This is a genomic window from Streptomyces sp. NPDC006208, from assembly GCF_040613775.1.
GTDB lineage: Bacteria > Actinomycetota > Actinomycetes > Streptomycetales > Streptomycetaceae > Streptomyces.
Genome location: NZ_JBEXSW010000014.1, coordinates 58,867 through 84,998 on the forward strand (window position 1 = coordinate 58,867; position 26,132 = coordinate 84,998).

Below are 26,132 nucleotides of genomic sequence, written 5' to 3' on the forward strand. Positions count from 1 at the left end.
TCCTGGCGCCGCTCCTCGTTCACCCCTGTTCCCCGTCGGGCGCGGCTTCGACGTGAAGACCAGGGAGGGCAGGGTCGACTACGTGGCGGCGACCGTCAGCAGTGGTGACGATGAACTGGATACGCTTCACGCCGTCGCGGCCAGGAGATATCCACGCCTCGCTAATCTCGGCCTCGTAAGTCACCTGAACGCGCCTACCTTTGCGGGCCAGGGCGCGCAGTCGCCCCTCCTCTTCGGTCAGAGCTTGCATGGGGCGAAGCTTCGGCTGGTGCATCTGCGTCACCAGCGTCGGGCGTAGACCGGGAACGGGATTCTCGCAGCGGCACCCAGGTTCGATGGTTGGCGGCTGGATCTTGCACGCCTTGTCGCAGCGCTTGCAGTACCAGACCTGATAGGTCGTCTCGGCCGTAGCTTGGCGGTCCATGGGAGGCTTCTGAGGCATAGCTAATTGTACCGTTTTTTCGCCCGCGATATGGCATGTTATCAAGGGTAGTGACGTCCAATCAGGTGACAGCAAGAAGCCCCCGCCGCCCTGCGCTTGGCAGGATGGCGGGGGCTCTTGTCCCTCGGGGGTCAGGCGGGTGCGGGCTCGGGCGGTGGTTCGGCTGCACCCATGTCAACCAACGTGTCGAGGTCCGCTGCCGTTTCGTCGATGCGCCGCTGGATCGGCCGCTCCGTCGGAGGCTCCTCGTCCATTCGCACTCCAGTTCTCACAGGTCGACGTGGTTGAGAAAGGGCTGCGCCCGGAGCGGGATCGGCCTGGGCGCCGGCGGCTCGAGCCCGGACTTGCGGATGTAGCCGACGAGACTGTGCCGGTCCGTGATGAGCCAGGAGATCGCCGCCCCCTGGCCGGTGATCTGGTCCTGCTGCTCAGCGTGGTCCCGCTCGAGCTTGTCGATGCGCAGGTTGAGCGAGTCCCTGATGACGAGGAAATCATCCCGCCGCTCCTGCTTGGGCGTTCGGCGTGCAGCACGCGCCGCCCACACGCCACACACGCCGGTCACGGCCGATACGCCGATCGATGCCCAGGTCTCAGGACTCATAAGGGGGTCTCGCAATCTTGCTGCGGGGCGGCTCCTGCCATCCCAGCACCACCATGATCGGGACGGTGATGGCCGTCCATACTGCAGCCGCCGCCCAGCCCCTGGGATAGATCCCGAGGAACCAGGAGACGAGATAGGACGCCATCCACGGCACCACGATCACCACGAGGGCGACGAAGCCGGCCGCGTCACGGCCCTGCGGCAGCCACGCGCACACCAGGGCGACGAGGCCGGCGACAATCCAGCACCACGCCCACGCCTGCAAAGGCGCCCACGACAGCAGCAGCGCCAGCCCGCGCCGGTCCGATTGAGGCTGCACGATCTGCCCCCAGCCGATCAGCAGCCAGACGACGCCGTAACAGGAGAGGATCGCGCCGCGGCGGCCAAGCATTCGGCGCAGCCGCCGCAGCAGACGGCACCGCACTCAAACCCCAGAGACCGGAGACTTGGCGGCCGGCGAGACCTGACCGCGGGTGATGAGCCCGAGGACCGCGAGCACCACAGCGTTCAGGGCGCCGACAGTTTCGGCGGACACCTCGAGGCCGTAGGCGGCGAGCAGCGCGACAGCCGCGGCAACGAGTCCGGTGAACGCGGACGGTGCGATCGGCCGGGTGATAGCAGCGGTGGCCGCAGCGAATACGGCGGAGATGACGGCGACGATTGCGGCGGACTGTTCCGCCGACAGGCCGAAGTTGAAGCTGACGAGCAGCGACAGCGCAGCCGACACGGCAGCAATGAGGAGCGCAGGCTCGCGTCCGAAGGTCTTCATGGGAGGTGTCCTCCTGTCAGGCGACGTCGAGTCTGACGTCGATGGACTCGATCGCCGCCTTGAGTTCGGCGACGATGGCTGTGGGGTCGAGGTCGTCGACATCGGCGGCCAGCGCTGCGACCGCTTCGACGAGCTTGGTGTTCGTCGTGGTGAGCGCCTTCAGCTCGGCCTGCAGGGAGCGGAGCCGCTTGCCCTGGTCGATGAGCACGCTCGCCGCGGTCCAGTGCGTGTTGCCCGGGGACCAGTCGGCGGGTACGGCGATGACGTTGTCGGTGTTGAATACGGTGCTGACGTCGGCCTTGGTGAGCGGCACGTCGTCCTCCTCGGGCGGCGGTGTGGAGCCGGGGTTCCAGCTGGCAGGGTGGGCGAGGCGTTCGGCGACGCGGGCCCGGAACATGGCCATGTCGAAGGTTGGGTCAACCTTGCCGGGCTGCCATTCCTTGTGGGCGATGACGGACTTCTCGCTCCATCCGTGCGCCCGGCAGATTGCGGCGGCCCAGCGGACCGCGGCTTCCTTCTGCACTTCTGGCCAGGGGTCTTTGCCGTCGCCGAGGTTGACCAGCTCGATGCCGTAGAAGTGCCGGTTGCCGTCGGTGTTGGCCTCGTCGTCCGGAGGCAGCGCGGTCTCGTCGATGACGGCGCGCAGAACGTCGTCGTCACCCAGGCCCGCATGGTTGGCGCGGCCGTGGCCGACCATGAACAGCCGGCCGTCCTTCGCCCCGACGGTGTGGCACAGCGGGCCGGGCAGGGAGGCGTGCCCGTTGTAGCAGAGCTCCACTGACGAGTCCGTGCCGGAGCTGACGGTGTGGTGGATCACCACGCCGTGGACGGGGCCCCACGGTCCCATGTGGTTGCGGTTGTGCGTCCGCCAGTTCCGGTGCTCGACGACGGTGGCGCCCTCGTCGCGGAGGGCTTTGAGAATGCTGTCTGCCGACAGAGGTGTGGCCATGCGGGTCGTTCCCCTCGGGGCGGGTCAGGGTGTGGTGACGCTGTGGATGTCGATGCGGCCGGTGGCCGAGGCCGAGTAGTTGCGGCCGACGAACACGGCCCACGCCTTGCGGTACGCGCTGTCGGTGACGGTGGTCGACAGCCCGGCTTCGGGGACGGCGACGGTGATGGTCGTGGCGGTGAGCGTGCAGCACAGCGAGTACGTCGTCCCGGCGGCGAGCGTTCCGGCGGCCGCCGTGTTGGCGAGCTGCGTGGACGTGCCACTCGAAGCGTCGTCGCGGTACATGCGGAGGCTGCCGGAGTTGGTGACCTGCATGGTGTAGCCGTCGTGCAGGATCTCCGTCCCGACGAGGCGGGTGGGTGCGTCGTCTGCGCCCAGGTGCAGGGACAGCACGGACCAGCCGGACGAGCCTGCCGTGGGCACGCTGAACTTGACCTCGAACGTCCCGGTGGCCGGGGCTTCGGACAGTTCGCCTGCGAGGAGTACCTGCGTGTCGGTGCTCGACGTCGGGGCGGGGAGCGGGATCCTGCCGCTGGTGTCGAGCACCGGGCGTTTGCCGGTGGGTACCCACCCGCTCCCCCAGAAGCCGGTGCTGAACGAGCTGGCCTTGCGGCGGGGTGCGCGGCCGGAGATGTAGGCCGGGTAGTCGGTGACGATGCCGCGACAGCCCAGACTCAGCGCCCGGTCACGGTCGCGGCGGCGGACGATGGTGTGCGCCCACACGCCGAGCGGGAACCCGACAGCAACCGCGGCCAGGATGTCGCTGTCAGGTGAGGCGATGTCCACGTCGAGGACGTCCGCGCCGGTAGCCCGCAGGTCGTCGATATCGTCCAGTGCAAGCTGGGTGGCGGAGCGCCACAGGTGCGCACGGCAGCCGGCCGCCACAATCGCGCCCACGACGTCTGGCGAGTTGGTGTTGATGAGCACGCTGTTCTGCAGGCCGCGCTCGAGGATCATCCCGGCCAGGACCGGGACGCCGGACGCGTCCTTCGCCTCGACAGTCATGGGCCGTGTACAGCCGAGCGCATCAAGCGCCTGCTCGACGGTCGGCGTCGGCAACGACGGCGAGGCGGTCGCGAACCACACGCTGGGGTTGGCGCGGAGCTGCAGCCACTGCGCCAGACCGAACGCGCTGACTGGTCCGCTGCGTCCGGTCGTGCGGTCCACCGTCGCGTCGTGCATGAGGACCGGGGTGCCGTCGCCCAGCACCTGTGTGTCCAGGTCGAGGATGTCCGCCCACGGCGCCGAACTCCGCAGCGCCTCGAGCGAGTTCTCCGGCGCCTCGCCTGCGCCGCCGCGGTGGGCTGAATACAGCGGAGTCGGCAGATCGTCGAGGCTCGTCGCCATGCTCACTCCCTCGGTCACGAGGCAGCCTCGTACACGCCGGTGATGCGGACGCTGGCACCGCTGACCAGGGTGAAGGGCACAGTCGCGGTCAGCTGGCTGGTCGTGGTCGTCGTTGAGTTCGTCGGATAGAAGGGGCTGGTCGTCGTCACGTTCGGCGAGATGACGTTCTGCCCGACGTACCGGGTGGAGCCTGACAGCAGGTGCGCGTTGCCGATGAAGCTCGCGCCCACGTTCGCCGACGTGGCCGGCAGCTCGAAGGAGTAGCCGCCGGTTCCGAAGGTGGTGGTCGATCCAGCGATGAGGTTGATCTGGTAGATCACCGTGCGGCCGATCTTCATGTACCGGCCGACCAAGGTCCCGTTGCCGAGCGCAGGCGCGGTGCCGGCCGATGTCCATGTCGGCGTGTACGACGTCCAGGCCGCGAGCACGGAGTTGATCTGGTCGCGGATCTCCTGGTTCATGAGGGCGGCGGTCACGGTCTCGCCGACGACCCACGTCCTGGGGGCAAAGGTCACGGAAGCCTCCGTCCCTCAATGGGCAGGCCCTGGGCCAGCTCCTCCTTGGGTGGTTGTTCCTTCTCCTGCTCGGCCGGGCGGTTCCAGGCGTCGTCGCCGGGCTGCCACCAGAACCGCTCATGCTGTGGCTTCGCCGCGACGGTGGCCTCGGCTGCTGCCACATCTGTGGGGAACCGGACGCGCAGCCAGGCCGACGGCAGGCACTCGACGCAGAACATGCGCGGGTCCTCGGGGGTGACGACCTGTGCAGAACCGCATGGGCAGTCCGCGACCCAGCGCCCGGCGTCGATCCGCGCCATCGTGGGCGGACCGAGGTCCGTCCCCTGCGGGCGGGGCAGGCGCCGCTGCGCCTTCTCCTCGTACCAGCGCAGCGCACGTTCGGCAGGAGGCACCAGCCGCCAGGCGTCCGCAGGCTGCCCAGGCGGTGGCAGATAGAAGTCCTCCGCCCGCAGGACCGGGCGCAAGGTGGGCTGCTCTATGCGTGCCATGGAGTCCCCCGATCAGTAGGCGAGTCGGGTGGTGGAGTCCAGCTGCGAGTAGCTCGACGAGTCGAGGACCCACACCGTGTCGGTCAGCGCCCGCGACGTGTGCAACGCGAACTTGTGCTGGGCCTGCGTGATCGTCTCGGCGTAGCCCTCGATCGTCACCGTCTGCGTGGACGACGGTGCTTCGTCGGGCATGTCCGTCACCTCGAACACCGTGGACACGTCTGCGTCCAGCAGGGCCCGGTAGTCGGCGAGGTCGAGGGTCGATGCCTCAAGGGGTACGGACCGCAGCTCGGGTGGTGGGTCGGCGTACCTGCTGACGATCCAGTTCGCGGCATCCGTGACGCTCAGGTCGCTGTCTTTGAACAGCTCGAGGTCTTGCTGCTTGGGCCCGTAGAGGTCGCGAGCAGTCTGGTCGACGACGCGCTGCGTCGCGCCGCCCGGCCGGCTAGCGACGACGGTGTTGACCATGCGCTGGTCGTCGTCGGCCATCTCGACGCCGCCGGTGTCCAGGTCGGCATACTCGATCGACACGGCAGCGGGCTGGTTGTAGCGCACATCCCTGGACTGGAATACGAGCTCGGCCTCTGACCGGGAGGCGAGGAGCCTCCCGGACTCGGTGCGCTCCACTTCCCGCAGATGCTCCAGCGGCGGCCTGCCGAGCATCGCCTGTGAAGCCATGCCATCGAAGGTGGAGCCTGAGGTGCTGACGGTGAGCCCGACGTAGGAGGCGAGGCGGGACAGGCGATCGTCGGCGTCCTCGCCGACATGCCCTGTGGTCCCGGTCGTGCGGTGCGGAGTGAGCTCGGCGGTGGTGACGGACCGCAGGTAGATTGCCAGGTGCGCGATCGTCCCCGCCCACAATCGGTTGTTGGCGAATCCGCCGACGGTCAGCATCCGCAGGTCTATGGCGTTGGTGGACGAGACGGTGTACGTGGTGCCGTCGATGGTCAGTTCGTTCGCGACCTCGACATAGCAGAGGTAGTGCAGCGCCCCGTCCGCGAGGTTCGGCGTACCGAACACAGTGGTCGTGACGCCGAAGCCGGCCTGCTCTTTTTCGATCGCGATCTTTCCCGTGCCCGACTCCAGCAGGATGACCAGCCTGGATGCGGCGTCTGTCGACGTGAGGCCCAGCAGCACCCGGTTCGTCGTCGAGGTGGAGAACCAGCATTCGGCCCGCACCCTGAAGGAGACGTTGGCATCGACGAAGTTCGGGCCGAGGTCCGCGCTGAGGTACTTGCCCACGGATGCGGACGACGGCGTGAACACAGGCGCGGCACCGGTCGGACCCTCGCCCGCGCCGAACTCAATCGTGCCACCCGAGCCGACCTGCGTGACGGCCAGCGTGCCGACCGAGCCGGTTCCCACCAGGTCGCCGGCACTGGTCGCGTCGGACGGCTCGGACAGCGGGTAGTAGACGATGGGGTCGTCGAGCAGCACCTCTTGGACGAGCATCGAGGACAGCTCGGGCTGGTTGCCCAGCCACTTGAACAGGTCCGTGCACGTGATGCTGACCTTCGACTCCAGGCCCTCCCAGCGGATCGGCCACTCGTTGACCATGCCGTAGAACCGCGGGTGCACCTGCGCGCCGTCAGAGTCAAAGGTCGTCGCCGTGCTCCCCTCCTCGACCTGCACGGCGTCGATCCACACCTGCGTGCCAGGTGTCGGTGTGCCCACCACCTCGACCACGAGCGTGTGCGCCGTGGCGGTGGCGACGAACGTGTACGTCAGTCGCTGGAAGGCGCCGGTAGTGCTCGACGGGGTCCCGGCCGCCATGCCGTCGATGTGGATCTCGACAGACGGCGCGCTGACCGGCACCCACACGTAGGCGCTGGCGGTGTAGGTCTCGCCGATGTCGAGCCCGTACAGCACCGTGAAAACGGCCTGTCCGGTCGGGGCTCCCCAGGTGACGCGCATGGCCTGGCTGCCGTGCTGGACGTGGCCGTTGTTCTGAACGACGGTCGGGCTTACGGTCTGCGACCAGTCCGACAGTCCTGACTCGAAGCTCGGGTTGGTGATCAGGTTCTTCGCTGTGGTGATGGTCCGGATCCGGATCGGCACGTTCTTCTTGACGTTCGGGTAGTAGGGGCTGGACGCAAGGCCGGGCGAGAACCTGCCATCACTGTTGTCCAGCGTCAGCGTGCACGTCCCGGCCTGCGTCTCCGACAACTCATCCGAGGCGCCCCGGTTGATGGTCAGCCCACCCTGGATGTCGACGTACCGGGTGATGTTCGACCACTCCGGCGACGAGTCGGTGATGCTGTACCCGAACGCCACTTCCACGGACAGCCGAGTCACAGCACCACCCCCTATGCCAGGCCCAGGGCGGTGCCGCCCTGGGTCCGCTGGAACTCCTTGAGCACACGCTGGATCTGGCGGCCGACAGCGACCGGATCCATGACTGTGCCGTCGACGTGGATGTGAATTACTGGCGCCTGGCCTGTACGGCTGGTGGCGCCCACGCTGCGTGCGGGACGGACGCCGGCCGCGACCACGCCCGACAGTCCGCCCATTGCCCGGCCCACCTGCGGGCCGCCAGCAATCAGGCCGCGGGCCAGGCCCTCGGCCGAGAACCGGCCGACGGCCGCCATGACCGTGGACGGGCTCTTGATTCCGAGCGCCTTGCGGATCGCCTTGTCCATCCCCTTGGCGATCTTCAGCATCTGGGCCTCGATCGCCTTCTGCTGGGAGGTGAGGCCCTTCAGGAATCCCTTGCCCGCGTTCTTGCCCGAGTCGTACAGGCGGTCCGCACCCAGGCGGCCGAGATCGGTGCTGGACTTGTCGATCTGCGACTGCATCGAATTGATGGATGCAATCGTGCCCTTGTCGGCGCCCGCCAGCGCGGAGGCGTAGGCACTGCCCGCCTCGGGGCCCATGTTCAGGATCTGCCGCAGCAGCCCCTTCGACAGGCCACGCTTCGCCAGGATGTCGATGTGCCGGGTGAACTGGCGGATCTGCGCCAGCTTCTGTGCGAGGCCGGCCTTGATGCTGCCCGCGCTCACCTCCTCCGCGTCCAGCCCGAGACTGCCGAGCTCGGCACCTTGCCGCGCGGCCGTGGTGGTGTCGCTGGCGAACTTCTTCGCGTCGGCGATCTTTTTGGCGAGACCGTCCCGCTTGGACGCCAAGTCCTGGAGCTTCTTGGTCTCACGGTTGACCATCGCCACCAGGCGGTTGTCCTTGCTGCCCGTGAAAGCAGCCCAGATGTCCTTGGCCAGGTCTTTCGCCGTGGCCGCGATCTTCGCCTTGGACCCGGTCAGCCCGAGGATCAGCCCCTTGCCGACGTCCTTGGCGAGGGCCTGCATTTTCTTGGACGGGGAGGAGATCTGCAGCTCGCCTCGCACACCGGTGACGACCGCAGCCGCCATTCGCCGGGCCGATGCCTCGACTGTGCTGAGGCTCGCCCCGATACCGCCGGCCAGTCCGCGGCCGACGTCCCGGCCGGCGCCGCTCATGGCGCCGCCGCTCGTCGCCGCCGCCATGCCGAGGCGGCCCTCATTGATGGCGCGCAGGAACTGCACCCCATAGCGGGCCACGCTCTTTGCCCTGACAACGAACTCGCCGTTCGACACCCGGGCAAGGATGCTGTCCGACGTGCCGGTGCCCGGACCGCGGACCATGCCACCGCCAGGGAAGCCGACCAGACCACCGGACGCGTAGCCGAGCTGGGTACCGTGCACGCCTTCCTTACGCGCCTGCAGGTGGGTGATGACGTAGGTGTGCGCGGTCTTGCCGTTGAGTCCGTCGAGCTTCCGCCTCGCCGCGGCGATGGCCTGCTCGAGCTGGTAGATCTCGGCGCGGACCTTCGCCTTACGGGAGTCCGGCACCGTCGCCAGTCGCTTCTTCGCATCAGCGAGCTTGCCCTGCAGATCCCCGATGTCGCCCTTCAGATACGCCGTCTTGTTCGGCGTCTTCAAGATCTGGTCGGCGAGTGCCCTGGCCTCGTTCTTGTTGAGGCCCATGGCGTCAGCCGCCCTGATGAGCGCCGCGCGCCCGCGGTCGTACTCGCCCTTGGCGTACTCCCACGACTTGCCCGAGTCCCGGGCGCTGGAGACGTTCTCCTCCGTCTTGCGCGCCAGCTCGGTCAGCGTGCCCGATGCGTCACGCGCTTCCTGCGAGGTGAGGTCCAGCTCCCCGTTGACTATCTTCAGCGCGTTGCCGTGCTTCTTCGTCGCCTCGGCCGCCGCGTCGATTGCGGCCTCCATGCCCGCCCTGCCGTCGAGCGCCGCACGGTTCACCTCGTTCAGCGCCATGATGCTCTGCCGCAGGCCATCCGTGGAACGCTTCTGCGCGTCCAGCTTGGCCTGCACCGACTGGGCCTGCGCGCCGAACAGGCCCATGGCCTGGGCCGCAAGCTCCTGCTCGAACCTGGCGTCGGCCTGTGCCTGCTTGTAGTCCCCGAGCTCTTTGCGTAGCTCGCCCGTCGTCATGCCCTGGCTCTTGGCCCGCGCCGCCAACTTCTCGAAAGCTGCCGCCGCCATCTCGGCGTTCCCCGACTTGACCATGTTGGCCAGTGATTTGTCGGCGTCGTCGAGTGTTGCCTTCCACCGCTTGACCGGAGTGGAGTCCTGGCCGAAGAAGTTGGTGAAGCCCTGTTGCATCTGGTCCCACTGGCCCGGCCTGGCCATGCCGCGGAGCGCTTCGTCGAACTCGCGGAAGTCGGAGCCCAAGACCTTGGCCGCTTCTCCGGACAGCTTGCCGGACTGGGCGAACTTGCCCATGGACGTGGCCATGCGGTCCATGTCCGTCGGAGCCTTCTTGCCGATGTTCGCCAGCTCGGTCAGGGCGATGACCAGCAGGCCGATGCCCGTACCAGCGAGGGCGAGCTTCGCTCCGCGCGACAGTGCACCAATCGACGCGGTCAGTGCGGCCAGCCGGCCAGGCGTACCCGCCGCCGCCGTCCGCATCGCCACCAGCTGCGCGCCCATCGCGGCAATCGCGCCGCTGGCAGCACCCCACCCGAGGGCCGCCAGCTTCGCCACCCGCAGGGCGACAGCGAGCTGCAGCAGAATGGTGATTAGGCCTGGCGGTACCGCGGCCACCAGCTTCGCCAGCGCGTTGATGGCCTGCAGCATGCCGACGCCCACCTGGGATCCGGCCTTGAGCACGTTCATCAGGGCCTGGCCGATGTTCCGTAGCGTCTCCCCCACGAGCGGACCCTGCGCGCGGGCATAAGCCATGAACTTGCTGAAGCCGTCCCCGAAACTGCCGTCATTGGTGCGCAGCAACCTCACCAGTGCGTCGTTGACCCCCTTCAGTGTTCCAGTCGCGAACCGCTCGAACTTCTGGTTGAGCCGGTCGAAGCCAGGGGACTGCATCCCTCCGGCGAGAATCGTCATCATCCGACTCAGCTCGGTCGACGTGCCCTTCACCAGCGGTGTCAGTTTCGGCAGTAGCCCGCCGAACACGGCGAACGACTTCGTGACCACTGGCATCGTGTCGCCTGCCAGCGAGTTCGACCAGTCCTTGTATTCCTCCTTGAACACGGACAGCGCTGCCACGGCCGTGCGGGTAGCGGGTGGAAGTTTGGCCACCTTTCGGGCGTACTCCGCCTGCGCCTCGGCGGCCTCCTTGGACTGGCGGCCTGACTTCTCGACGGCTTCGGTGTACTTCTTCTCCGCCTGTGAGGCGTCAGACATGGCTGCGATCTGCGGGCCCAGCGCAGCGCCGTATGCCGCAACCGCCACACTGGCGGCCGCAGTCGACGCCACGAGCGGAGCCATCGCCGCTGCCACCGGGATGGCTGCCGGCGCCAGCGAGATGAGGGTCTTCTTCAGCTCGCCAAAGGCTTCGCCGGACTTCCTCGTTGACGTCGACACGGCCGCCATGCGGTCCGAGGTGGTCCGTGCGAACCGGTTGATGGACGCGCTGCTGTTCGTCGTGGCGGCACTGATCCGGCGGTGCAGCCGGGTCGCTGAATCGCCCGCGTTGTTCAAGACCCGCGACAGCTGGTCGCGGCCCTGAAGGATGAAGTTCATCGTCGTCACGGCTACTCACCCCCTGCCGACTGCTGCGCGAGATGGGAGTCGATCCAGACGATGAGGGACTCGAAGTCCTCGACCCTCAGTGCGTCGACTCCTGCAGGAGGGATGTGGAGGAGGTGAGCGAAGAGTCCGAGGTACTCGGCCCGCTGCTCGTCGATCCCAGGCTCGGACTCGGGGTCTCGTCGGCGGGCTCCGGACTCACCAGATCGGCCGGCTGCTCCTGGGCCTCGTCGCCTTTTGGGGCCTCGGCCATTTCCTTGATGACAGCCTCAGCGTGCGCCGGGTCGAAGGCCACGCCAGGCAGATCCTTCAGCGCCCCCGCGATCTGCTCGCGCGTCACCTCCGGATCCTGCTCTGCGATCCTGACCGCCTCAGCGACGTAGTTCTCGACCTCGGTCTTGTCGAGACGGGTCACAAGCTCCTCGATGCCGGGATCAAAGTCTCCGAACCTGAGCGTCGGTTGGACGCGCTTCTTCAGAACCCACGCCACACCGCGCATCGCATCGAGGTCGTCCTCGGCCAGGCCCTCCTTGATCTGGGCCCACTTCATGTCGATGGTCCGCGAGACGATCGACACCTCGGACACCACCAGCGACCGTGCGTCGTAGTGCTCGGGTTCACCGTCCGCGGGCGTGTACACGATGATCAAGGCTCGCTCCTAGCTCAGTTGGTTGCGGACGTCGTCAACGACGCGGGCGACCTCACGCTGCATGCGCGGGGTGTGGGCGCGGACGGTCTTCTCCCACCACAAGGGCGTGGTCCAGTTGTTGGCCCACCGCTTCTTGTTGCCGAAGACGGGGTGCCGGATCCGGCCGTCCGGTCTGTTCATGACCGAGGGCATGTTCCGCAGATCTTTCGGCAGGAGAGCCTTGTCGACCCACACCCGGGCGCCCGGATTCCCCGAAGTGCGGACACTGATCCGGACCGCCCCGGCGACCGTTGCTCGCAGTGGCCTGGTGGTCGGCGACGGGCCGCCGCGCTTTCCGGCCTTGCGGCCCTCGCTTCTGATGGGCAGGCTCCGGATGGTCTGTTGCAGGTCGTCCTTCAGCGGCTCGGCCGCATGCCGGATGCGGCGGGCGAAGTTGGCTTTCAGCCTCGACCCGCCCGCCGCCTTCAGTCGCCGGCTCAGCTCGATGAGCTGCCCGGTGCCGGTTATCTGAACGGACTGCGCCATCGGGCACCCCCGATCACAGCGTGGTGTCCGCGCTGATGTACTCGATGGCGACGGCGTTCGTGCCGTCGTACAGGGCAGTGAAGTTGAAGGTGGGCCGGACCACGTCGAAGCCCTCGACCGTCGGCGGCGCGTCGTCCACCTTGATCGCAGGCAGCTTGATGCGGAACGTCTCGTTGTACGTCGTCTCGATGACGGGCCCGACGAACTCCCACACCAAGGCGGTCGCGCCGTCGCTGGTATGCAGGTCGTCGATCGTGGTGGCTACGTAGTCCATCTCCAGCGAACCGGTGATCTTCACCAGGTCATTCGAGATCGGCTCGGCCTTCAACGCGCTCTGGTTCGCATAGAACCGGTCCACGGCCTGCGGGCGCTCGATCTTCACCGACACCTTGCGGACACCGTCCAGCGCCGTCTCTGACGCGTAGGTGCCGGTCTTCAGCGCCATCTGCATGAAGTTGAAGGGGCTCATGTTCGAGTACGAGGCAGTTGCCAAGGTCTGAGCCTCGCTGCAGTCCTTGCCGTCGAACTCGAAGCTGGCGGTCAGCATGCCGCCGACCTCGCACGAGAACTCCGCCGAGATGACCTTGCAGCCGACGAAGCTCTTGTCCGTCACCGTGCCCGTGGTCAGCGGGATACCCGCCTGGATCGACAGCGACTTGCCCGCCGTGTCCGCCAAGGTGTGCGTCTGCAGGTAGGCGTCGGTGGACTCCTGCTGCACCGGCGTGACCGTCGTACCCATCAGCGCCTGCAGCAGAAGGCCCATGCCCTTGTTGGTGACCTCGAGGTCGAGGCTGCCGGAGACTTCCTTCTGGGTCACCACGCGCCTCGAGGACAGCGCCATCAGCCGGCCCGCAGCGATACCCGAGGACTGGGCCGTCGTCTTCTTCAGGACGAGGCTTTCCTTGGTGAACTCGATGAACTTCGACGGCGCGACGAAAGTTCCATACGTCGTCTCGGCCGCGATGCCGATCTGTGCGCCGAGCCCGGATCCGATCGCCATCAGTGGTCACTCCCCTTCGATGCGGCCTTCACCGCGGTCTTCTTCGGTGCGGCACCCGGCTCCTCGACCGACTGCCACGTGCCGGGCTGGCACACATAGCCGTCGAACCTTGCGTCCGGTACCTCGACCACCTCGTCGGGCTGAATCACGCGGTCACCCAGCTCCGGCACGGTGACCGGCTCCGGGCCGATAAGACGCACACGCGCCATGGCTGTACTCCTTGAATGGGGTGGGGTGTTCAGATACGGGCGCGGCAGGTCACGGTGAACGCGATACCGGCCCTGGTGCCCTGGTCGGTGTTGGCCTGCTTCAGCACGCCTGCGGTGAAGTGAGACCACAAGACCGTGCCGTTCAAGGTCGGAGCCTCAGGGTTGGCGCCGCTCGCACGGATCGCCGCCTCGATGGCGGCCAGCAGCTCGAAGGCGCGCAGACGCCTTGCTCTCACGTCGCTGTCGCCGGTCCACGTGTCCAGCCAGCAGAGGATGGCGAAGTCCTCGTCACGAGTCCGGCCACCCGCAGCGTTGAAGGTTTGCGCGATCTGTACGGACTCCTCGGAGCCGTCCTGCCAGCCGACGGCCACATAGTCCTGGTCCGCCATGTCACCGACTGGCGGACCGTCGATGACCGTCACATCAGCCAGGCCGGCATCGGCCCGCAGGATCGCCAGCAGCGCGTCGATCGCACCCGGTACTGCCGAGGTGGCCATCAGCCCACCCCCGGCGGCAGCCGATACGGCTCCAGCAGTTGCAGGGCACGGTTCGGAATTGCGTAGCCGAACCCAACGACCGGCTCGGTGACGTCGAAGTCCCCGGTGCCGAGCTGCGGCCGGCCCGGCCCCTGCTGGGTGCGCCACAGGTGCTGCAGGATGATGCGTGCCGCGGACGAGATCGCGGCAGGGACGATGCGACGTCCCGCCGTGTATGTCACCCGCAGCGGACCGGTCAGCGTGCCGCCGTCCAGTCGCTGCACCACCCCGGTTACGGCATCCACGTCCAGGTCGCCGACCGTGTAGTCGGCGCCTGAATCAAGGATCGCCACCACCGAGGTCAGCGACAGGACCGGCGTCTGCCGCAGGCAGATCATCGACACACGACGACCCTCGTGCCGCTCCGTCACCGCGCGAACGATGACCGGCCCGCACAGCCCCTCGATGCCAGCCGTGATGGACTCGACCCAGCCGCGGATCTCATCGTCATCGGTCGTGCCGGTCTTGTTGAGGTGCTTCTTCGCGTCGGCCAGCGACAGGATCCCCGGCGGCGCGGCCTCACGGACGTCGAAGCTGTCCGTGTACGCCCCGGCGTTGACCCCCGTCGCCACCCAGCGCACCGTGTGGCGGCCAGCCTGCACCGTCGCATAGTCGTAGGCGTACAAGCCGGTGGACGTCGGCGCCACCGGTGAGACGGTCGTGGTAGTGCCATCCGGCAGGGCCAGCGACAGGGCCATGGCGCCCGCATTGGCGAGATCCCCGGCTGCGTCACGGACGGTCGTACCCAGCGGCACGACGGTGCCGAGGTCATATGGCATGTCAGCCCCCGCTCAAGGTCGAGCCCACCCGGGCATAAGAGCTGAGCCCTGCAACAGTCCGAGCCGAGGCAGACAGGCCTCCGGCGCGGCTGATGTTCAGGTTGTCGACCTCACCGAAGTTGTCCGTCCCGGAGTCCCGGTGTGACTCCATCAGCCAGGACAGATTCGACTGGGACACCCACGCCGGTGACACAGCAGTCCGCAGCACAGTCCAGGCCGAACCGTCCGGCGACGCCTCCCAGAACAATGACCCGCCGGCCTCACGCAGCCGCAGCCACGCATGAGCCACCGGATCGTAGGCCGGGAACAGGGCGCCACCGTCCGCATACCCGACACGCGAGTACAGGCCCATAGCGCTCTGCGCCCGGTCGATCAGGAAACCCGCGTCCGTGCCGCCGACATCCGACAGGACGAGCAGCGACAGGGCCGCGGTCGATGCGCCGCCCGGCTCCGGCGGATAGGCGCGCAACGCCACCTGTGACCACGACAGGGAATAGACCGACGCCGACCGGAACCCGGCGAAGCCCGTCGTGCACGGAACACGGGCCCGGCCGCCGGCCTCCACCGGATCCCCGTAGGACTGCGACCACAGCACCGGATCCACCACGCCATCGTCGAAGCCGTCCTGCAGCATGCCGAACCCGGGCACGGGTTACGCCTCCGGATCCGGCTTGCTCGCTGACGTCTTCTTCGCAGCCGTCTTCTTGGCGGCGGGCGGCGACACAGACCGCTTCTCTCCCGGCTCGGCAGTCGCCTGCTCCACCCGAGCTGCGCGATCCGACATGTACGTCTCGACGTCCTCGAACGACGCCTCGCGACCCTTGATGACCGGGTCGTCGGAATCCACCAGCTGCCCCGCAGTGATGACTCGGGGCGCACCGTTCATGACGACCGCGAACGACGCCTTGCAGCGCTTGATAGCCACGGTTCCACTCCCTTCTGCGTCGCAAAGGGCCCGGACTTCTCCGGGCCCTTTGCGGTGCTCGTCGCTGCTAGGCGGTGGTGGCCACGTTCAGCATGCGGAACGCAGAATCGTTGACCGAATCTGCCCCAACCCGGTAGTAGGCGTACCAGCCGCGCTGGCCCGTCGGACGCTGGTTCGCGCCCACCAGGTGCGGGATGAACTCGACCGTCATGCCGACACGGTCAGCGATGACGTAGTTCGAGAAGTCGCCGTACACGGCCAGGTAGTTGTTCGCCGTGGCCGCGGCATCGAACGTGCCGTCCATGTCCTCGGCCTCCAGGGCCGGGCGGCCCAGGAGCTCCGGAGGAACATCCGCGCCGATGCGCTCCCACATCTGCGCGCCGCCGCCCGTGTCGAACTGGCGAATCAGGTTGTAGATGGCCCGGTTCGCCAGCCACGACGCACCCGCCCGGTAGCGGGACGGAAGGGCATTGTCGAGCTTGTAGATGTCCGCCGCCGCGAACGTCTCGCCCGTGGTCGGCGCGACCTCCGAGGATCCACCGGCGAGGGCGGTGATGATGCCGGTGGGCTGGCCAACGCCGCTGCCGGTGGTGAACGCGGCCGCCTCGAGGGTGTCGCGGCCGAACGCCAGCAGCCGGGCGACTTCCTGGGTGACGTTGGCCTCGTCCTCCAGCGCCTCGATGGAGATCGGGACGAAGCCGGCCGCCTTGTAGATCGGCACGGTTGGCTGGCCGAACGTGGTGGCGTCATCGGAGACCTGGGCGGCTTCCGCATCCCAGCTCCAGGACACGGCGCCGGAGGAGACGCCGTTCCACACATCGCCGGTGGCGACGACTGTGCGGGCGGCCTGGCGGATCTGGTTCCGGCTGCCGTTGGCGGTGATGATGACGGTCGGGTCGAGCTGGAACGGAACCAGGTAGCCACCGGCGGTGTCGGTGAGGGACATGGCCCGCTCGAGGGCGCGCTGCTCGTCCGGGGTAATCATGTGGCCCTTGCCGGCCGCGACCTTCGACCAGGCCCGCAGGTACTCCGGGGAGCTGGTGGCGAGGCAGTGGCGGGCGATACGGGCATCACCGTCGTCCCACTTCTCGATGATGTCGGTGGCCGCCGCGCGGACGCGGTCGCTGGCACCGCCCATTTTCGTGATGGCCGACAGAGCACGGGCGCGCATCTCGCGGCCGATCTGCCCCTTGGGCTGACCGAAGGTGCGGACCTCGGACAGGTCCCACGGGTTGCGGAACCGGCAGTCCTCGACCGAGTCGGGGTTGAGGATCGGGTCGGCGTCATAGCCACCGTCGCTGCCGAGCGACGTTCCGCCCACCGCGCGGACCTGCGTCGCCGCAGGGGGACGCGCCACGTCCTGGCTGGTGCTGCGAACCCGGGCAAGTGCCGCGTCCCGCTCCAGCTTCCGTCGGTGCGCGTCCACTTCGGCGTACTCGCGGGTGAGTTCGTCGAAGAGCTGCTCGTCTGCCTCGGTCAGGTCTTCCTTGCCGCCGAGCCGCTCGAGCTCACCAGCAATGTCCGACAGGCGGATCTTGGCCTGAGAGTGTGACAGTTCCACTAGATTTCCTTGTCTTCGATGAGCGCCAGATGCGCCCGCATGAATGCGAGTCGATCGGTGATCTCCGACCGGAGAACCTGGCTCGCCGGGGTTGGCGACGGGTGCCCATCGGAGGGCGGCGCGTCGGTCGTACTAGGGGCTGGCGGGTGCTCACGCTCGAGCGGCGCGCCATCGGTAGTGGTCTCGGTGGCCGGGTGCCCTACGGGCGGCGCGGCCTGGGTGCGAAGGGCGTCTCGCACGAGGCGAGTCATCTCCTCCGGATCGGAATTGACGTCCAGGTGAATTGCCATGCGCTGCCCCTCAGGCTCTTCGGCCTGTTCGAAAAGCAGGGCAGTCGCAACCTCGCGGCGAAGCTCCGGATCTTCAGGTACCTGGGGGGCCGCGGCATCCCTGGCGAGGGACTGGCGGATCTGCCGGGCCATGTCGTCGCTGCGGATCAGCTCCGCAGCCAAGCCCCGGCTGCGGACACTGACCGCAGTGCCGGCGTAGGCCGGGAACACGACCGGGCCGAGCTCACGACACTTCAGCTCGATCAGCTCCCGCCGCAGCGGACCCCGGTCGCCCGGCATCCACAGCAGGTCGAGAACCTCCTCGGGCCTGACGAGCTTGCCGGCGGCGTCGCGCCACTCCTCGCGGACGACCTCGAACCGGAAGCTCATGCCGTTCACGGAGCCCTCGGCGATGGCGTCCCGGACCGGCTGCATCAGCCAGTTGTCCGTGATCCGGCCCTCGACGAACAGACCCTGGTCGTCCTCCCGCAGGTCCGTGATCGATCCGATCGGCAGCGACCCGATCAGCGGGTGCCGGCCGTGGTCGAACTGCATGACCGGGACCTGCTCGCGGATCGTCTTGCGGAAGGCGCCCTTGCGGATCGTCTCAGTGAACCGGCCCTCCCATGAGTCGATCTCGGTGTCCTGGCCGAACACGGCCGCGTAGCCGTTGAGGCTCCGGCCGTCGCCCTGCTCGTCGTCGTCGGCTCGCTGGAATGAGAACGGCGCGGACCTCTCCAGGTCGCGCGCCGCGGGATGCAGGGTGCCCATCAGGTCCCCTCCTCAGGTGGTGTGGGCTCGGTCGGCGGCCCGGTACCGCCTGGCTTCTGGAGCTGGACGCTGAACAAGCCCGTATGGCTGAGGAGGTCCCAGTCCTCGGACATCACAGCCCGCTTCACGGACTCGGCCTCGTAACCGGCGTCGACCAGCGCCCGGATCGTGCGTGACTGCAGGCCCTGGATCTCGGCAGCGTCCTTGCGGTCCTCCCGCAGGAACGGCACGTCCCGAGCGTCGTACCAGAGCCGCACTGCCCCGGAGCTTGGGCCAGACGGCTTGACAAGACGTGAGAGCGACCCAGCCGCGTTCTGCCACAGCGGATGGATCGTGCCGTCCGCGAACCGGCGCCTGGCCTGCCCGTAGTTGGAATACGTGGCGGCCTTCAGGCCCTCGGACAGGCCCACAATCACAGGCGGGACTCCGGCCGCGGCAGCAATGCGGGTCTCGCCAGCGCCCTGCACGTTGCTGAAGTCCAGCTGCTGGAAATCCTTGCCCACCACGGTGACGTCAGCACCGCCGCCCAGGTACAGCGTCTTGTACGCGTTCTCCACGCCCCGATGGCTCGAGTCCATCTTGGACTTGAACTTCTCGAACGCCTCCGGCGTCACCTCGCGCGACAGCCGCACGACCATGTTCGGCGTGGCCGCGTTCTCCATGAACTTCCGCTTGTGCGCCGCCATCAAGTTGTCGTTCGCAGACTCCCGCAGCACCGGCGTCAGCCACGACATGCCCCGGTACGTCGCCAGCGGGTCCGGAGTCGGCGCGTAGTGCGAAACCTCCTCCGGCCACAGGAACACCGGATCGCAGCCAGGCTCCTCGAAGATGTAGCCGTACTTCTTCCAGCCCAGGTGGCCGCCGTGAGGATGCGTGCGGCGCTCGAGGACGATCTGCACCCAGTCCGGCCGCAGGCGCACCAGCTCGCTATCCATGCGGGTCCAGTAGCTGTTCCCAGCGAGGTCGGCGTCCTGAATCATGCGGGCCAGGAGATCCTGCGTCGTACCGCCCACCCAAGGCTCTTCAAGCAGCCGCAGTTCCGGGCTTCCGAACATCTCAGACGGCCGGCCCTTGTTCAGGCGCTGCCACTGAAACCTGGTAGCCGAGAACACCGACTGACGGGCCACCATGCAGGACCAGATCACCGGGTTCGTCGCAAACAGCGTCGCGTACCCCGGGAAGTCACTGGGCGCCTTCTCTGACGCATGGCCAGGCTGCGTCTGCGTCATCCCCAACGTCGACCAGGAGCCGTACCCCAGCGACTCCTGCAGAGCCTGCGCATAGTCGTCGATCGTGGTGATAGCCCGCTCCGGCTCGGGGGGACGCCCGCGTATTGCCCGCCACAGACTCGTCACGAGCGTCCCACCTTCCCGCCGCCCTCAGCAGGGTCCACATCGGCCAGGAGAAGGCACCAGGCGGCGAACACCGTGCCGCCCGCCATCAGCCCGGCCGCAAGATCCAAGGCCAGCCCTACGCCGGCACAGGCCGTCCAGCCGCCAGCCAGCACCCCGAGGCGGGCCAGCGCCTGCTTGCTCACCCGAAGGCGACCCATGGCTCGACCTCCTCTTCCGGCTCCTCGACCTCGGCCGTCAGCCCCCAGCGGGCCAGCGTCACCGCGACCAGCGGACTGATGTCGACCCCGACGCCACGTCGGGCCCACGCCCACGCCTCACCCAAGTCCCGCTTCCTCGCGCCCGCCAGAGCCGTTGCGAGGGGCGCCTGGTCGAGGTGCACGATGTCGCTCGAGGCGACCGCGTCGAAGAACTGCCCGCAGGCCTGCGCGACCTGCCGCACCTTCGGCGACACGATCTCTACGCCCAGCGCCCGCTCGAGATCCGGGATCAGCGAGCCGGCCGGGCCGCCCGCATCCACCACCCAGCAGCGAGGCGACCAGCGTTCATGCAGGTCACGGGCCCGCTCCACCACCCAGTCCATGCCGGGCCGGTTCTCCACCACCTCGACATGGACGGCCTCACCGTTCAGGCCGGCCACTCCGATCGACGTGTGGGACCGCTCGGGGGTCATATCGATCGAGAACGCCACCGGGTCCGACGGCTGACTGTCACCGTCCGCAAGCGCCCGCCACGCGTCCTCGCCGATCACCGACCAGGTGTCCGCCGAATCGCTGGGGTACTCGCCCACACCGAGCCGCTCACGCGCGAACACTCCGTCACCCATCGTCAGCTGCTCCCGCGCCGTGTGCTCGAGCGTCAGCCGGTAGCCGAGCGCCGGATTCGCGCGCGCCACCGACAGCGGCGAACGCGGATCGTCATGCTGGTCGCAGCCCAGGTTGCACTCCGTGACATGCGGATCGATCGACCACTCCATGTACGCCAGCGACGGGTCCGGCTCGCCCGACTCCATGGCATCCAGAGCGCGTTGCCGCAGACGGCCCAGCTGCATCGACGGCTGCCCGATACCCGCGCTGCCGAGATACCAGACCTGCGGATCCTTCACCGCAGCCATGGTGGGCATCAGGGCACCCATCGCGTCGTCACCCAGGATCATCGCCTCGTCGAGGATGTTGCAGTTCCCGGTGAAGCCACGCCCCGAGCCGCCCGAGCGGGCCAGGAACCGCAGCCGGGCCCCGGTCAGCATCTCGATGGCCTCTTCGCCCGTCGTGCGCCTCACGTTCCGCACACGCCGACGCAACGAATCCGTGTTCATGATCAGGCGCTCGATGCGGAGGAAAGCCTCCTTCGCCGTCTTGAACTCATGCGCGCTGTGCAGGATCAGCTTCTCGCCCAGCAGGAACAGGCCTGCCAGCTCGCGGGCCTCGATGATGCCGCCCTTGCCGTTCTGACGGGGCACGTTCACACACGTCTCGAACGCGCTCCAAGAGCCGTCCTCGAGCTCACCCAAGCCGACGTGCAAGACGAACTGCTGCCAGTCATCGAGGACCAGTCCGGCCGTCGCAGCCAGTTCGACAGCCTCCTGGCCCGACGACGACGTGAAAGCCGGGTACGTGGCGATGCGGGGCCGCTGATGGCCGCGGACGCGCTCAGGCTCCCCGCTGCTTGCGCTTGCGGGCTTCTCGACGGTCTGTGAGGTCATCGACTGCGTCCCCCTCCTCGCCGACCGGAGCCAGGGCGCGCACCGTCTTCATCAGGGCGTTCAACTCCCGCGCCACAACGGCACGGGATGTGGGGGCGTCGGTCGCGTCGAAGGCTTCGGCAAGCTCGATCGCCAGGGCGGCGAGACCGGGAGTGGTCGAGTGCGCGTTGAGATCATCAAGCTCGGCGCGGATCGCGTCGGCCGCCACGATGATCACCCCCTGTCACTCGCTAGCCGACAGGGCGGGCCAATCACGCGGGCCCTTCACGCTGTTGCAGCGGAAGTGCGCAAGCTGCACGTTCGCCTTGGTGTCATCCCCTCCACGCGACACCGGGACGACGTGGTCAATGGTCGGCGCCAGGGCCGCCGGGACCTTCGCATCCATCGGCACCGGATCGCCGCATAGTGCACAGCAGAAGCCATCACGCTCAGCTATCTCACTCAGCGTGTACGGCTCCGACAGGCCGCCCTGCTTGAGCGCTCGGCGGCGTCGACCCTTCTCCTGCCAGTACACGCGCTGACGCTCACGAGCCTCAGGTGAGAGGCCGCCACGCTGCCCCTCGCCCGCCCGTAGCAGGGCGCCGTAGTGTGCGTCCTTGCACTTCTTGGAGCACCATCGCTGGTCACGGCGTCGTGGCCTGTACTCCGCTCCACACAAGCCGCACGGCTGGGCTGGCAGTTGCCCTACCCGCCGCTCAGGGCGTTCGCGGGTGTCGCGGACGCTGGGGCGGCAGCTCGTCGAGCAGTATCTGTACCTTGCGCGATCAATTGGCTTTCCGCAGGACGGGCATGATCGAAGAGTCGATGCAGCGTTCATAATTCTCCCGGAAATACGGAAGGCCCGAGCCGGGAGACCCGGGCCCTCCTGCCCGCAGGGATCAACTGCGGGTGATCATTGTTGGCGGCAGCGCTAAAACGGAGAAGCGACGGTTTCGTCAATTAGTGGAGGTCACCCTGAGTGACATCACAGAGAGTGACGGTCCACTAAAACGAGAATTCATGATCGTTTGTTTTTGATCTTTCAAATCGATCACGCAAAAATCTGAGCGACAGGGGCGTTTGGGTCGCCCGGTCCTAGGAATTTTACGATGACTCAAGGCCCCCCTCCCTACAGGTCGAAGCCTTGCGTTGGCGCTGCTCGACCGGGCCCGAACGCCCTGCGTCACCCTGTGTGCCGTCGCCGGCTGAGGTGTAGTCACCGCCGGGTGAAGGTCAGTTGATGCGCATGCCGGCCAGGCGGCTGCATGCCTTGAGTCAGGTCACAGTCTGCGACCTCAGAACACCGCGTGACTTTGCGTGAGTTCGCGCGGTGAGTGTCGGAGTGTCACCACGACCGTGACGCTTGGCGTGTGACGCTCTGTGCTCCGTGCTTGGCTTGCTGGTTGTACCAGCGGGTGGCCACCGCCACCATGCCGTCGTGCCGCATGTCCCGTACCCGCTGCATGACGATGTCCCGACCGGGATCGACGGTGATGACCTTGGCGTCCAGTCGGCGGTAGCGGGCCAGAGCCTTGGCGCTCGGCATGGTGTGGATGAGGTAACAGTCGACCGTGTCGCGGTGCTTGATGGCCTCGTCGAGGGCTGCGAACCGCGCACGATGCGCAACCTTCAGTAGGGTCTCGTCGTGCTGCCACTGAGGGGCGCCAGGCCCGGCGAGGGCAAGGGCGATGCGGTCGAGGTCGATGACCACGTCGGTCGGCTTGGCGCGCGCTGCGATCCACGAGCTCTTGCCCGCGGCTGGCGGGCCAGTGATGACGTAGAGCACGGACTGTCACCTACCCTGTGACTGTCGGCCCTGCGTGATGACGGGTGTCGTAGTGCGCACACCGGCTTGGCCGGAGGAACCGTGGGTGTGAGCCCCATGGGGGAAGCGTGGGGCTGACTCACCACCTGCGTGACGTGCCGACCAGCTTGACCGTCATCCGGTTGCCCCTCGCGCTGTTGCACCGCCTGTGCGCCGACCGGGCGTTGGCGGGGTCGAGGAGGTCGCCACCCTTGGTGAGCGGGACCAGGTGGTCGAGGGTGAACGCGAACGGGTGCTTGCCTGCGTCACGTCCTGTGATGTCGTACCGGATGTCGTGGCCGCATAGCCAGCACGGCAGGCCGAGGGCCCGCTGCTGGGCGCACAGTGTGCGGTAGGGGCGCCCGTTGCGGGGGTTGCCGGCCACGGGCGCTCACCTCCGGCTACACGTCGCCGAGGACGTCTCTACGGGCGGCGTCGGCCTTGCGGTTGAGCCTGTTGGTCATGGACACCGCGGCGATCGTGGACAGGATGCCGAGGACGACGAGCAGTACCTGAGTGATGACGCTGACGATCCGGATGTCCTCGGTTCCCTTGGCGATGATCAGCATGAGGATCCCGCCGCACAGCCAGGCGAGCCAGATCTTGAACTTCTCGACGCGTACAGCGCTCTGGATCTCGCGGTAGCTGGCCATGGTTCCCCCAGGGGCGTTGCGTGATGAGGGGGACATCATGGGGTAGTTCAGCCGTCTGCGGGATGCGGAGTGACGGTTCCGTTACGTGCGGAGTCCCGCCGCCTCGACGGGGGGCTGCGTGGCGGCGGGACGATCAGGCGGCGCGTGCGCCTGCGGGGAGCGGCGGCGGGTCACCCGGGGTGATGAGCTCGCGGGTCCATTCGTCGCGCACGGCTTTGGGGAGCTCGTGCACGTTGTAGCGGACCCTGCCGCGGCCGGATCCGTAGCGCTTGATGCGCCCTTCGTGGGCCCAACGGCGGATGGTGACTCCTGGCCGGCCTGCCCAGTAGGCGGCGGCCTCTTCGTTGACGAGGGCGAGTTGGGGCGGCATGGCACCTCCCCAGGTACACGGAAGGGACCCCGAGTGTGCGCCGTCTCAACGGTCGCGGAGGTCCCATTGAGTCACACGGTACGTTCGGCGATGTCAAGGCGTCAACTATCACCAATTCTGCGGCGATAGGCAGTGCCTATCCAGGAGACTTCCCGTATGGCTCTTGTCGTCACGGTGCAGGCGGACAGTCGTGAGGAGTGCGAGGCGGAGCTGGCCCGCCAGTGCGCTGCGTTCGGGATGCGGCCGATCCTGGCCCCGACATGCTCGGCGGGCACCGGCCGGTGGATGGCCAGGGCCACGCCAACGGCCCCCGCCGAGGGCGAGGGCCGCGGGGTGCAGGCGGGCTAGAACCGAGCCTCGAGCTCGTTGAGGGCTTTGAACGTCACCTCCAGGCCGTCCCGTAGGCGTGACGCCAGATCGTCTGCTGCAGAGGGCGCCGGTCCGTCGTCAACGTTGAGGAGACGCGGCAGGTCAGAGAGGACGCCGCGGAGATCACTGATCGCAGCGGCAAGGTTCCGGGTCAGGGTGAGCGGGTCGTCGCAGGCCTCGATCACCTCGTAGTCCAGCTCGTCCAGTTCCGTGGCGGCTGCGCGCAGGGCGTCGGTGATGCGAACGGTCGGATGGAGCATGTGGTTCTCCCTCACAGGTTGTTGGTGGTCTTGCCCCAGAGTCGGGTGCTGCTCTGGATGGTCTGCTGCTGAACGGGGCCGCGGTAGTGGTGGTGGTGCTCGGTGTGCATGTCTGCCTTGGCGCGGCCGACTGACCGGATGAGCGCGCCGACGGCGAGGATCAGTGCGACGGGCGCAGTGGCTCCGATGGCCAGGGTCGTGGGGTCGACGGTGCCGAGGGTGTAAAGCACAAGGGAGGTCATGCCGCCGATGGGCAGGGAAGCGACTCCTGCGGCGAGCATCAGCGCGCTGGCGTCGGTGGCCTTCTGGCTCATCGGGGGCCGGCCGGGCTGGGCGACAGGCAGGGCATTGCCGACCGTGGGCAGGGGCGTCGGGTCGCGGTACGAGGTGGGGGCAGGCTCCTCCTGCAGCGCCTCGCGAATGAGACGGCGGGCCTCGAGGGTGGCGGCTTCGTCGGTGAGGGGCTGCCCGACGGGCGCCCTGTCGGGCAGCTGGTTCATGGGGGTCTCCTAAACGGTTGCGGGGGTGGTGGTGGGCTTGCCGGTGCCGCGGCAGACGGGGCAGGCGGCGGTGATGCGTTCGCCGCCGAATGCGGAGTAGAGGGCGCCCTTGCCTGCGCAGCTCCAGCACACGCCTTTCTTGGTGGCTTGGGCGGGGGTGATGCGGCTGTTCTGGGCTTCCCATTCGGCGTCGGTCATGGTGCTGCTGGTGTCGGTCTTGGTGACCGGCGCTTCGATGGGTGCGGGCGTCTTGGTCTCGGCTGTGGTCTGGGCGGGGACTTGTCCGTACCAGGCGCCGCCGACGGTCTTGCCGCCGTGCTTCTTCCGCTCGTGGGTGCGCAGCGCTTTGGTGGCGTCCTTGGCGTCGCGGAAGCGGGGCTTCTCTTTGGAGCCGCAGGGGCAGGTCCAGCCCACGAGGCCTGTGTTCTTGTCCTTGCCGAAGCGGGCGGCGAGGGCGACGCGCATGCGGCCGGCCTTCGCGCGGGTGGGCTTGGCGGGGCAGGGCTTGGAACCGGTGAAGGAGCCGTCCTTGCCCTTGGTGAAGATCTGTCCGTTGCCCTTGCACTTGGGGCAGCCCTCGTGGGTGTGGCGGAGGATGGCGGCGTCTTTGCGGCTGATGACGGTCTGGGTGTGCTTCTCGGATGCTTCGCCGATCTTTGTGGCGGCCCAGACGGCGAGTTTCTGGCTGCGGGTGGTGGCGCGCGGCTTGCGGACGCTGCTGGTGCGCTTGACGGGCTTCCGGCGGGCGGTGGTGGCCTTCTTCCGGGTGGCGGGCTTGCGTGCGGTCATGATCGGGATCCCCCTCGAAGGAAACGTAACAAATATGGATC

34 protein-coding genes are annotated in these 26,132 nt (G+C 67.8%); 2 read left to right on the top strand and 32 right to left on the bottom strand.

From position 1 onward, the window contains the following. Nucleotides 1–19: 19 nt before the first annotated feature. The 10 genes from ABZ208_RS13640 to ABZ208_RS13685 form a co-directional block, all read right to left on the bottom strand. Nucleotides 20–424: a hypothetical protein gene (locus tag ABZ208_RS13640; RefSeq protein ID WP_356909652.1), complete on the bottom strand. Its 405-nt coding sequence runs from the start codon at nt 422–424 to the stop codon at nt 20–22. A gap of 286 nt (nt 425–710) precedes the next feature. Next, nucleotides 711–1,043 (bottom strand): hypothetical protein, encoded by a 333-nt coding sequence (locus ABZ208_RS13645; protein ID WP_356909653.1) that lies wholly within the window; start codon nt 1,041–1,043, stop codon nt 711–713. Next, nucleotides 1,033–1,434 carry a hypothetical protein gene (locus ABZ208_RS13650; RefSeq protein ID WP_356909654.1) on the bottom strand — a complete coding sequence of 134 codons (402 nt, stop codon included), beginning with the start codon at nt 1,432–1,434 and terminating at the stop codon, nt 1,033–1,035. Before ABZ208_RS13650 ends, ABZ208_RS13645 begins: the two co-directional genes overlap by 11 nt. 33 nt (nt 1,435–1,467) lie before the next feature. Next, a complete protein-coding gene (locus ABZ208_RS13655) occupies nt 1,468–1,812 on the bottom strand; it encodes a hypothetical protein (protein ID WP_356909655.1) in 345 nt (114 codons plus the stop codon). A gap of 16 nt (nt 1,813–1,828) precedes the next feature. After that, a complete protein-coding gene (locus tag ABZ208_RS13660) occupies nt 1,829–2,761 on the bottom strand; it encodes a peptidoglycan recognition family protein (protein ID WP_356909656.1) in 933 nt (310 codons plus the stop codon). A 24-nt stretch (nt 2,762–2,785) separates the two neighbouring features. Next, nucleotides 2,786–4,108: a glycerophosphodiester phosphodiesterase family protein gene (locus tag ABZ208_RS13665; protein WP_356909657.1), complete on the bottom strand. Its 1,323-nt coding sequence runs from the start codon at nt 4,106–4,108 to the stop codon at nt 2,786–2,788. Between the two features lie 14 nt (nt 4,109–4,122). After that, nucleotides 4,123–4,623, bottom strand: coding sequence for a hypothetical protein (locus ABZ208_RS13670; RefSeq protein ID WP_356909658.1), 501 nt, complete (start codon nt 4,621–4,623; stop codon nt 4,123–4,125). Continuing rightward, nucleotides 4,620–5,111, bottom strand: a complete 492-nt coding sequence (locus ABZ208_RS13675; protein ID WP_356909659.1) for a hypothetical protein — start codon at nt 5,109–5,111, stop codon at nt 4,620–4,622. The genes ABZ208_RS13670 and ABZ208_RS13675 overlap by 4 nt, the downstream gene beginning before the upstream one ends. Nucleotides 5,112–5,123: 12 nt before the next feature. Beyond that, the gene (locus ABZ208_RS13680) at nt 5,124–7,406 is read right to left on the bottom strand and encodes a carbohydrate binding domain-containing protein (protein ID WP_356909660.1); all 2,283 of its coding nucleotides are present in this window, start codon (nt 7,404–7,406) and stop codon (nt 5,124–5,126) included. A gap of 11 nt (nt 7,407–7,417) precedes the next feature. Beyond that, nucleotides 7,418–10,744: a hypothetical protein gene (locus tag ABZ208_RS13685; RefSeq protein WP_356909661.1), complete on the bottom strand. Its 3,327-nt coding sequence runs from the start codon at nt 10,742–10,744 to the stop codon at nt 7,418–7,420. Between ABZ208_RS13685 and ABZ208_RS13690 the strand changes: the two genes are divergently transcribed. Beyond that, a complete protein-coding gene (locus ABZ208_RS13690) occupies nt 10,743–11,069 on the top strand; it encodes a hypothetical protein (RefSeq protein ID WP_356909662.1) in 327 nt (108 codons plus the stop codon). The two genes, ABZ208_RS13685 and ABZ208_RS13690, sit on opposite strands and share 2 nt — an antisense overlap. 99 nt (nt 11,070–11,168) lie before the next feature. On the opposite strand, the gene ABZ208_RS13695 is transcribed toward ABZ208_RS13690, so the two are convergent. The 19 genes from ABZ208_RS13695 to ABZ208_RS13785 all read right to left on the bottom strand — a co-directional run bounded on the left by ABZ208_RS13695 (nt 11,169) and on the right by ABZ208_RS13785 (nt 24,173). Beyond that, nucleotides 11,169–11,738, bottom strand: coding sequence for a hypothetical protein (locus tag ABZ208_RS13695; RefSeq protein ID WP_356909663.1), 570 nt, complete (start codon nt 11,736–11,738; stop codon nt 11,169–11,171). A 9-nt stretch (nt 11,739–11,747) separates the two neighbouring features. Next, nucleotides 11,748–12,263, bottom strand: a complete 516-nt coding sequence (locus tag ABZ208_RS13700; RefSeq protein WP_356909664.1) for a hypothetical protein — start codon at nt 12,261–12,263, stop codon at nt 11,748–11,750. A 13-nt stretch (nt 12,264–12,276) separates the two neighbouring features. Then, nucleotides 12,277–13,263, bottom strand: a complete 987-nt coding sequence (locus tag ABZ208_RS13705) for a phage tail tube protein (protein WP_356909665.1) — start codon at nt 13,261–13,263, stop codon at nt 12,277–12,279. Further along, nucleotides 13,263–13,472, bottom strand: a complete 210-nt coding sequence (locus ABZ208_RS13710) for a hypothetical protein (RefSeq protein WP_356909666.1) — start codon at nt 13,470–13,472, stop codon at nt 13,263–13,265. Before ABZ208_RS13710 ends, ABZ208_RS13705 begins: the two co-directional genes overlap by 1 nt. Before the next feature lie 29 nt (nt 13,473–13,501). Further along, on the bottom strand, nt 13,502–13,969 hold the full coding sequence (locus tag ABZ208_RS13715; RefSeq protein ID WP_356909667.1) for a hypothetical protein: 468 nt from the start codon (nt 13,967–13,969) through the stop codon (nt 13,502–13,504). Further along, nucleotides 13,969–14,787: a hypothetical protein gene (locus ABZ208_RS13720; RefSeq protein ID WP_356909668.1), complete on the bottom strand. Its 819-nt coding sequence runs from the start codon at nt 14,785–14,787 to the stop codon at nt 13,969–13,971. Before ABZ208_RS13720 ends, ABZ208_RS13715 begins: the two co-directional genes overlap by 1 nt. A 1-nt stretch (nt 14,788) precedes the next feature. Further along, on the bottom strand, nt 14,789–15,436 hold the full coding sequence (locus tag ABZ208_RS13725) for a hypothetical protein (RefSeq protein ID WP_356909669.1): 648 nt from the start codon (nt 15,434–15,436) through the stop codon (nt 14,789–14,791). Between the two features lie 3 nt (nt 15,437–15,439). Further along, on the bottom strand, nt 15,440–15,712 hold the full coding sequence (locus ABZ208_RS13730; protein ID WP_356909670.1) for a hypothetical protein: 273 nt from the start codon (nt 15,710–15,712) through the stop codon (nt 15,440–15,442). Nucleotides 15,713–15,779: 67 nt separating this feature from the next. Beyond that, nucleotides 15,780–17,273 (bottom strand): phage major capsid protein, encoded by a 1,494-nt coding sequence (locus ABZ208_RS13735; RefSeq protein WP_356909671.1) that lies wholly within the window; start codon nt 17,271–17,273, stop codon nt 15,780–15,782. After that, the gene (locus ABZ208_RS13740; protein WP_356909672.1) at nt 17,273–18,313 is read right to left on the bottom strand and encodes an HK97 family phage prohead protease; all 1,041 of its coding nucleotides are present in this window, start codon (nt 18,311–18,313) and stop codon (nt 17,273–17,275) included. Before ABZ208_RS13740 ends, ABZ208_RS13735 begins: the two co-directional genes overlap by 1 nt. Further along, nucleotides 18,313–19,668, bottom strand: coding sequence for a phage portal protein (locus tag ABZ208_RS13745; protein ID WP_356909673.1), 1,356 nt, complete (start codon nt 19,666–19,668; stop codon nt 18,313–18,315). Before ABZ208_RS13745 ends, ABZ208_RS13740 begins: the two co-directional genes overlap by 1 nt. Continuing rightward, a complete protein-coding gene (locus ABZ208_RS13750) occupies nt 19,665–19,865 on the bottom strand; it encodes a hypothetical protein (protein ID WP_356909674.1) in 201 nt (66 codons plus the stop codon). Before ABZ208_RS13750 ends, ABZ208_RS13745 begins: the two co-directional genes overlap by 4 nt. Beyond that, complete coding sequence (locus ABZ208_RS13755) at nt 19,847–21,367, bottom strand: terminase (RefSeq protein WP_356909675.1); 1,521 nt, start codon at nt 21,365–21,367, stop codon at nt 19,847–19,849. Before ABZ208_RS13755 ends, ABZ208_RS13750 begins: the two co-directional genes overlap by 19 nt. Then, on the bottom strand, nt 21,315–21,584 hold the full coding sequence (locus ABZ208_RS13760; RefSeq protein WP_356909676.1) for a hypothetical protein: 270 nt from the start codon (nt 21,582–21,584) through the stop codon (nt 21,315–21,317). Before ABZ208_RS13760 ends, ABZ208_RS13755 begins: the two co-directional genes overlap by 53 nt. 6 nt (nt 21,585–21,590) lie before the next feature. Then, the gene (locus ABZ208_RS13765; protein ID WP_356909677.1) at nt 21,591–21,881 is read right to left on the bottom strand and encodes an HNH endonuclease signature motif containing protein; all 291 of its coding nucleotides are present in this window, start codon (nt 21,879–21,881) and stop codon (nt 21,591–21,593) included. A gap of 810 nt (nt 21,882–22,691) precedes the next feature. Beyond that, nucleotides 22,692–23,132: a hypothetical protein gene (locus ABZ208_RS13770; protein ID WP_356909678.1), complete on the bottom strand. Its 441-nt coding sequence runs from the start codon at nt 23,130–23,132 to the stop codon at nt 22,692–22,694. A gap of 118 nt (nt 23,133–23,250) precedes the next feature. Beyond that, nucleotides 23,251–23,535, bottom strand: coding sequence for an HNH endonuclease (locus tag ABZ208_RS13775; RefSeq protein ID WP_356909679.1), 285 nt, complete (start codon nt 23,533–23,535; stop codon nt 23,251–23,253). Between the two features lie 16 nt (nt 23,536–23,551). Beyond that, nucleotides 23,552–23,803 (bottom strand): hypothetical protein, encoded by a 252-nt coding sequence (locus tag ABZ208_RS13780; RefSeq protein ID WP_356909680.1) that lies wholly within the window; start codon nt 23,801–23,803, stop codon nt 23,552–23,554. A 133-nt stretch (nt 23,804–23,936) separates the two neighbouring features. Then, nucleotides 23,937–24,173 (bottom strand): DNA-binding protein, encoded by a 237-nt coding sequence (locus ABZ208_RS13785; RefSeq protein WP_356909681.1) that lies wholly within the window; start codon nt 24,171–24,173, stop codon nt 23,937–23,939. A 156-nt stretch (nt 24,174–24,329) separates the two neighbouring features. On the opposite strand from ABZ208_RS13785, the gene ABZ208_RS13790 reads away from it, so the two are divergent. Beyond that, the gene (locus ABZ208_RS13790) at nt 24,330–24,521 is read left to right on the top strand and encodes a hypothetical protein (protein WP_356909682.1); all 192 of its coding nucleotides are present in this window, start codon (nt 24,330–24,332) and stop codon (nt 24,519–24,521) included. On the opposite strand, the gene ABZ208_RS13795 is transcribed toward ABZ208_RS13790, so the two are convergent. Genes ABZ208_RS13795 through ABZ208_RS13805 form a run of 3 tightly spaced genes read right to left on the bottom strand, consistent with a single transcriptional unit; the run spans nt 24,518 to nt 26,091 of the window. Further along, on the bottom strand, nt 24,518–24,802 hold the full coding sequence (locus ABZ208_RS13795; RefSeq protein WP_356909683.1) for a hypothetical protein: 285 nt from the start codon (nt 24,800–24,802) through the stop codon (nt 24,518–24,520). The two genes, ABZ208_RS13790 and ABZ208_RS13795, sit on opposite strands and share 4 nt — an antisense overlap. Nucleotides 24,803–24,813: 11 nt before the next feature. After that, nucleotides 24,814–25,302, bottom strand: coding sequence for a hypothetical protein (locus ABZ208_RS13800; protein ID WP_356909684.1), 489 nt, complete (start codon nt 25,300–25,302; stop codon nt 24,814–24,816). Nucleotides 25,303–25,311: 9 nt separating this feature from the next. Continuing rightward, nucleotides 25,312–26,091: a hypothetical protein gene (locus ABZ208_RS13805; protein WP_356909685.1), complete on the bottom strand. Its 780-nt coding sequence runs from the start codon at nt 26,089–26,091 to the stop codon at nt 25,312–25,314. Nucleotides 26,092–26,132: the final 41 nt, after the last annotated feature.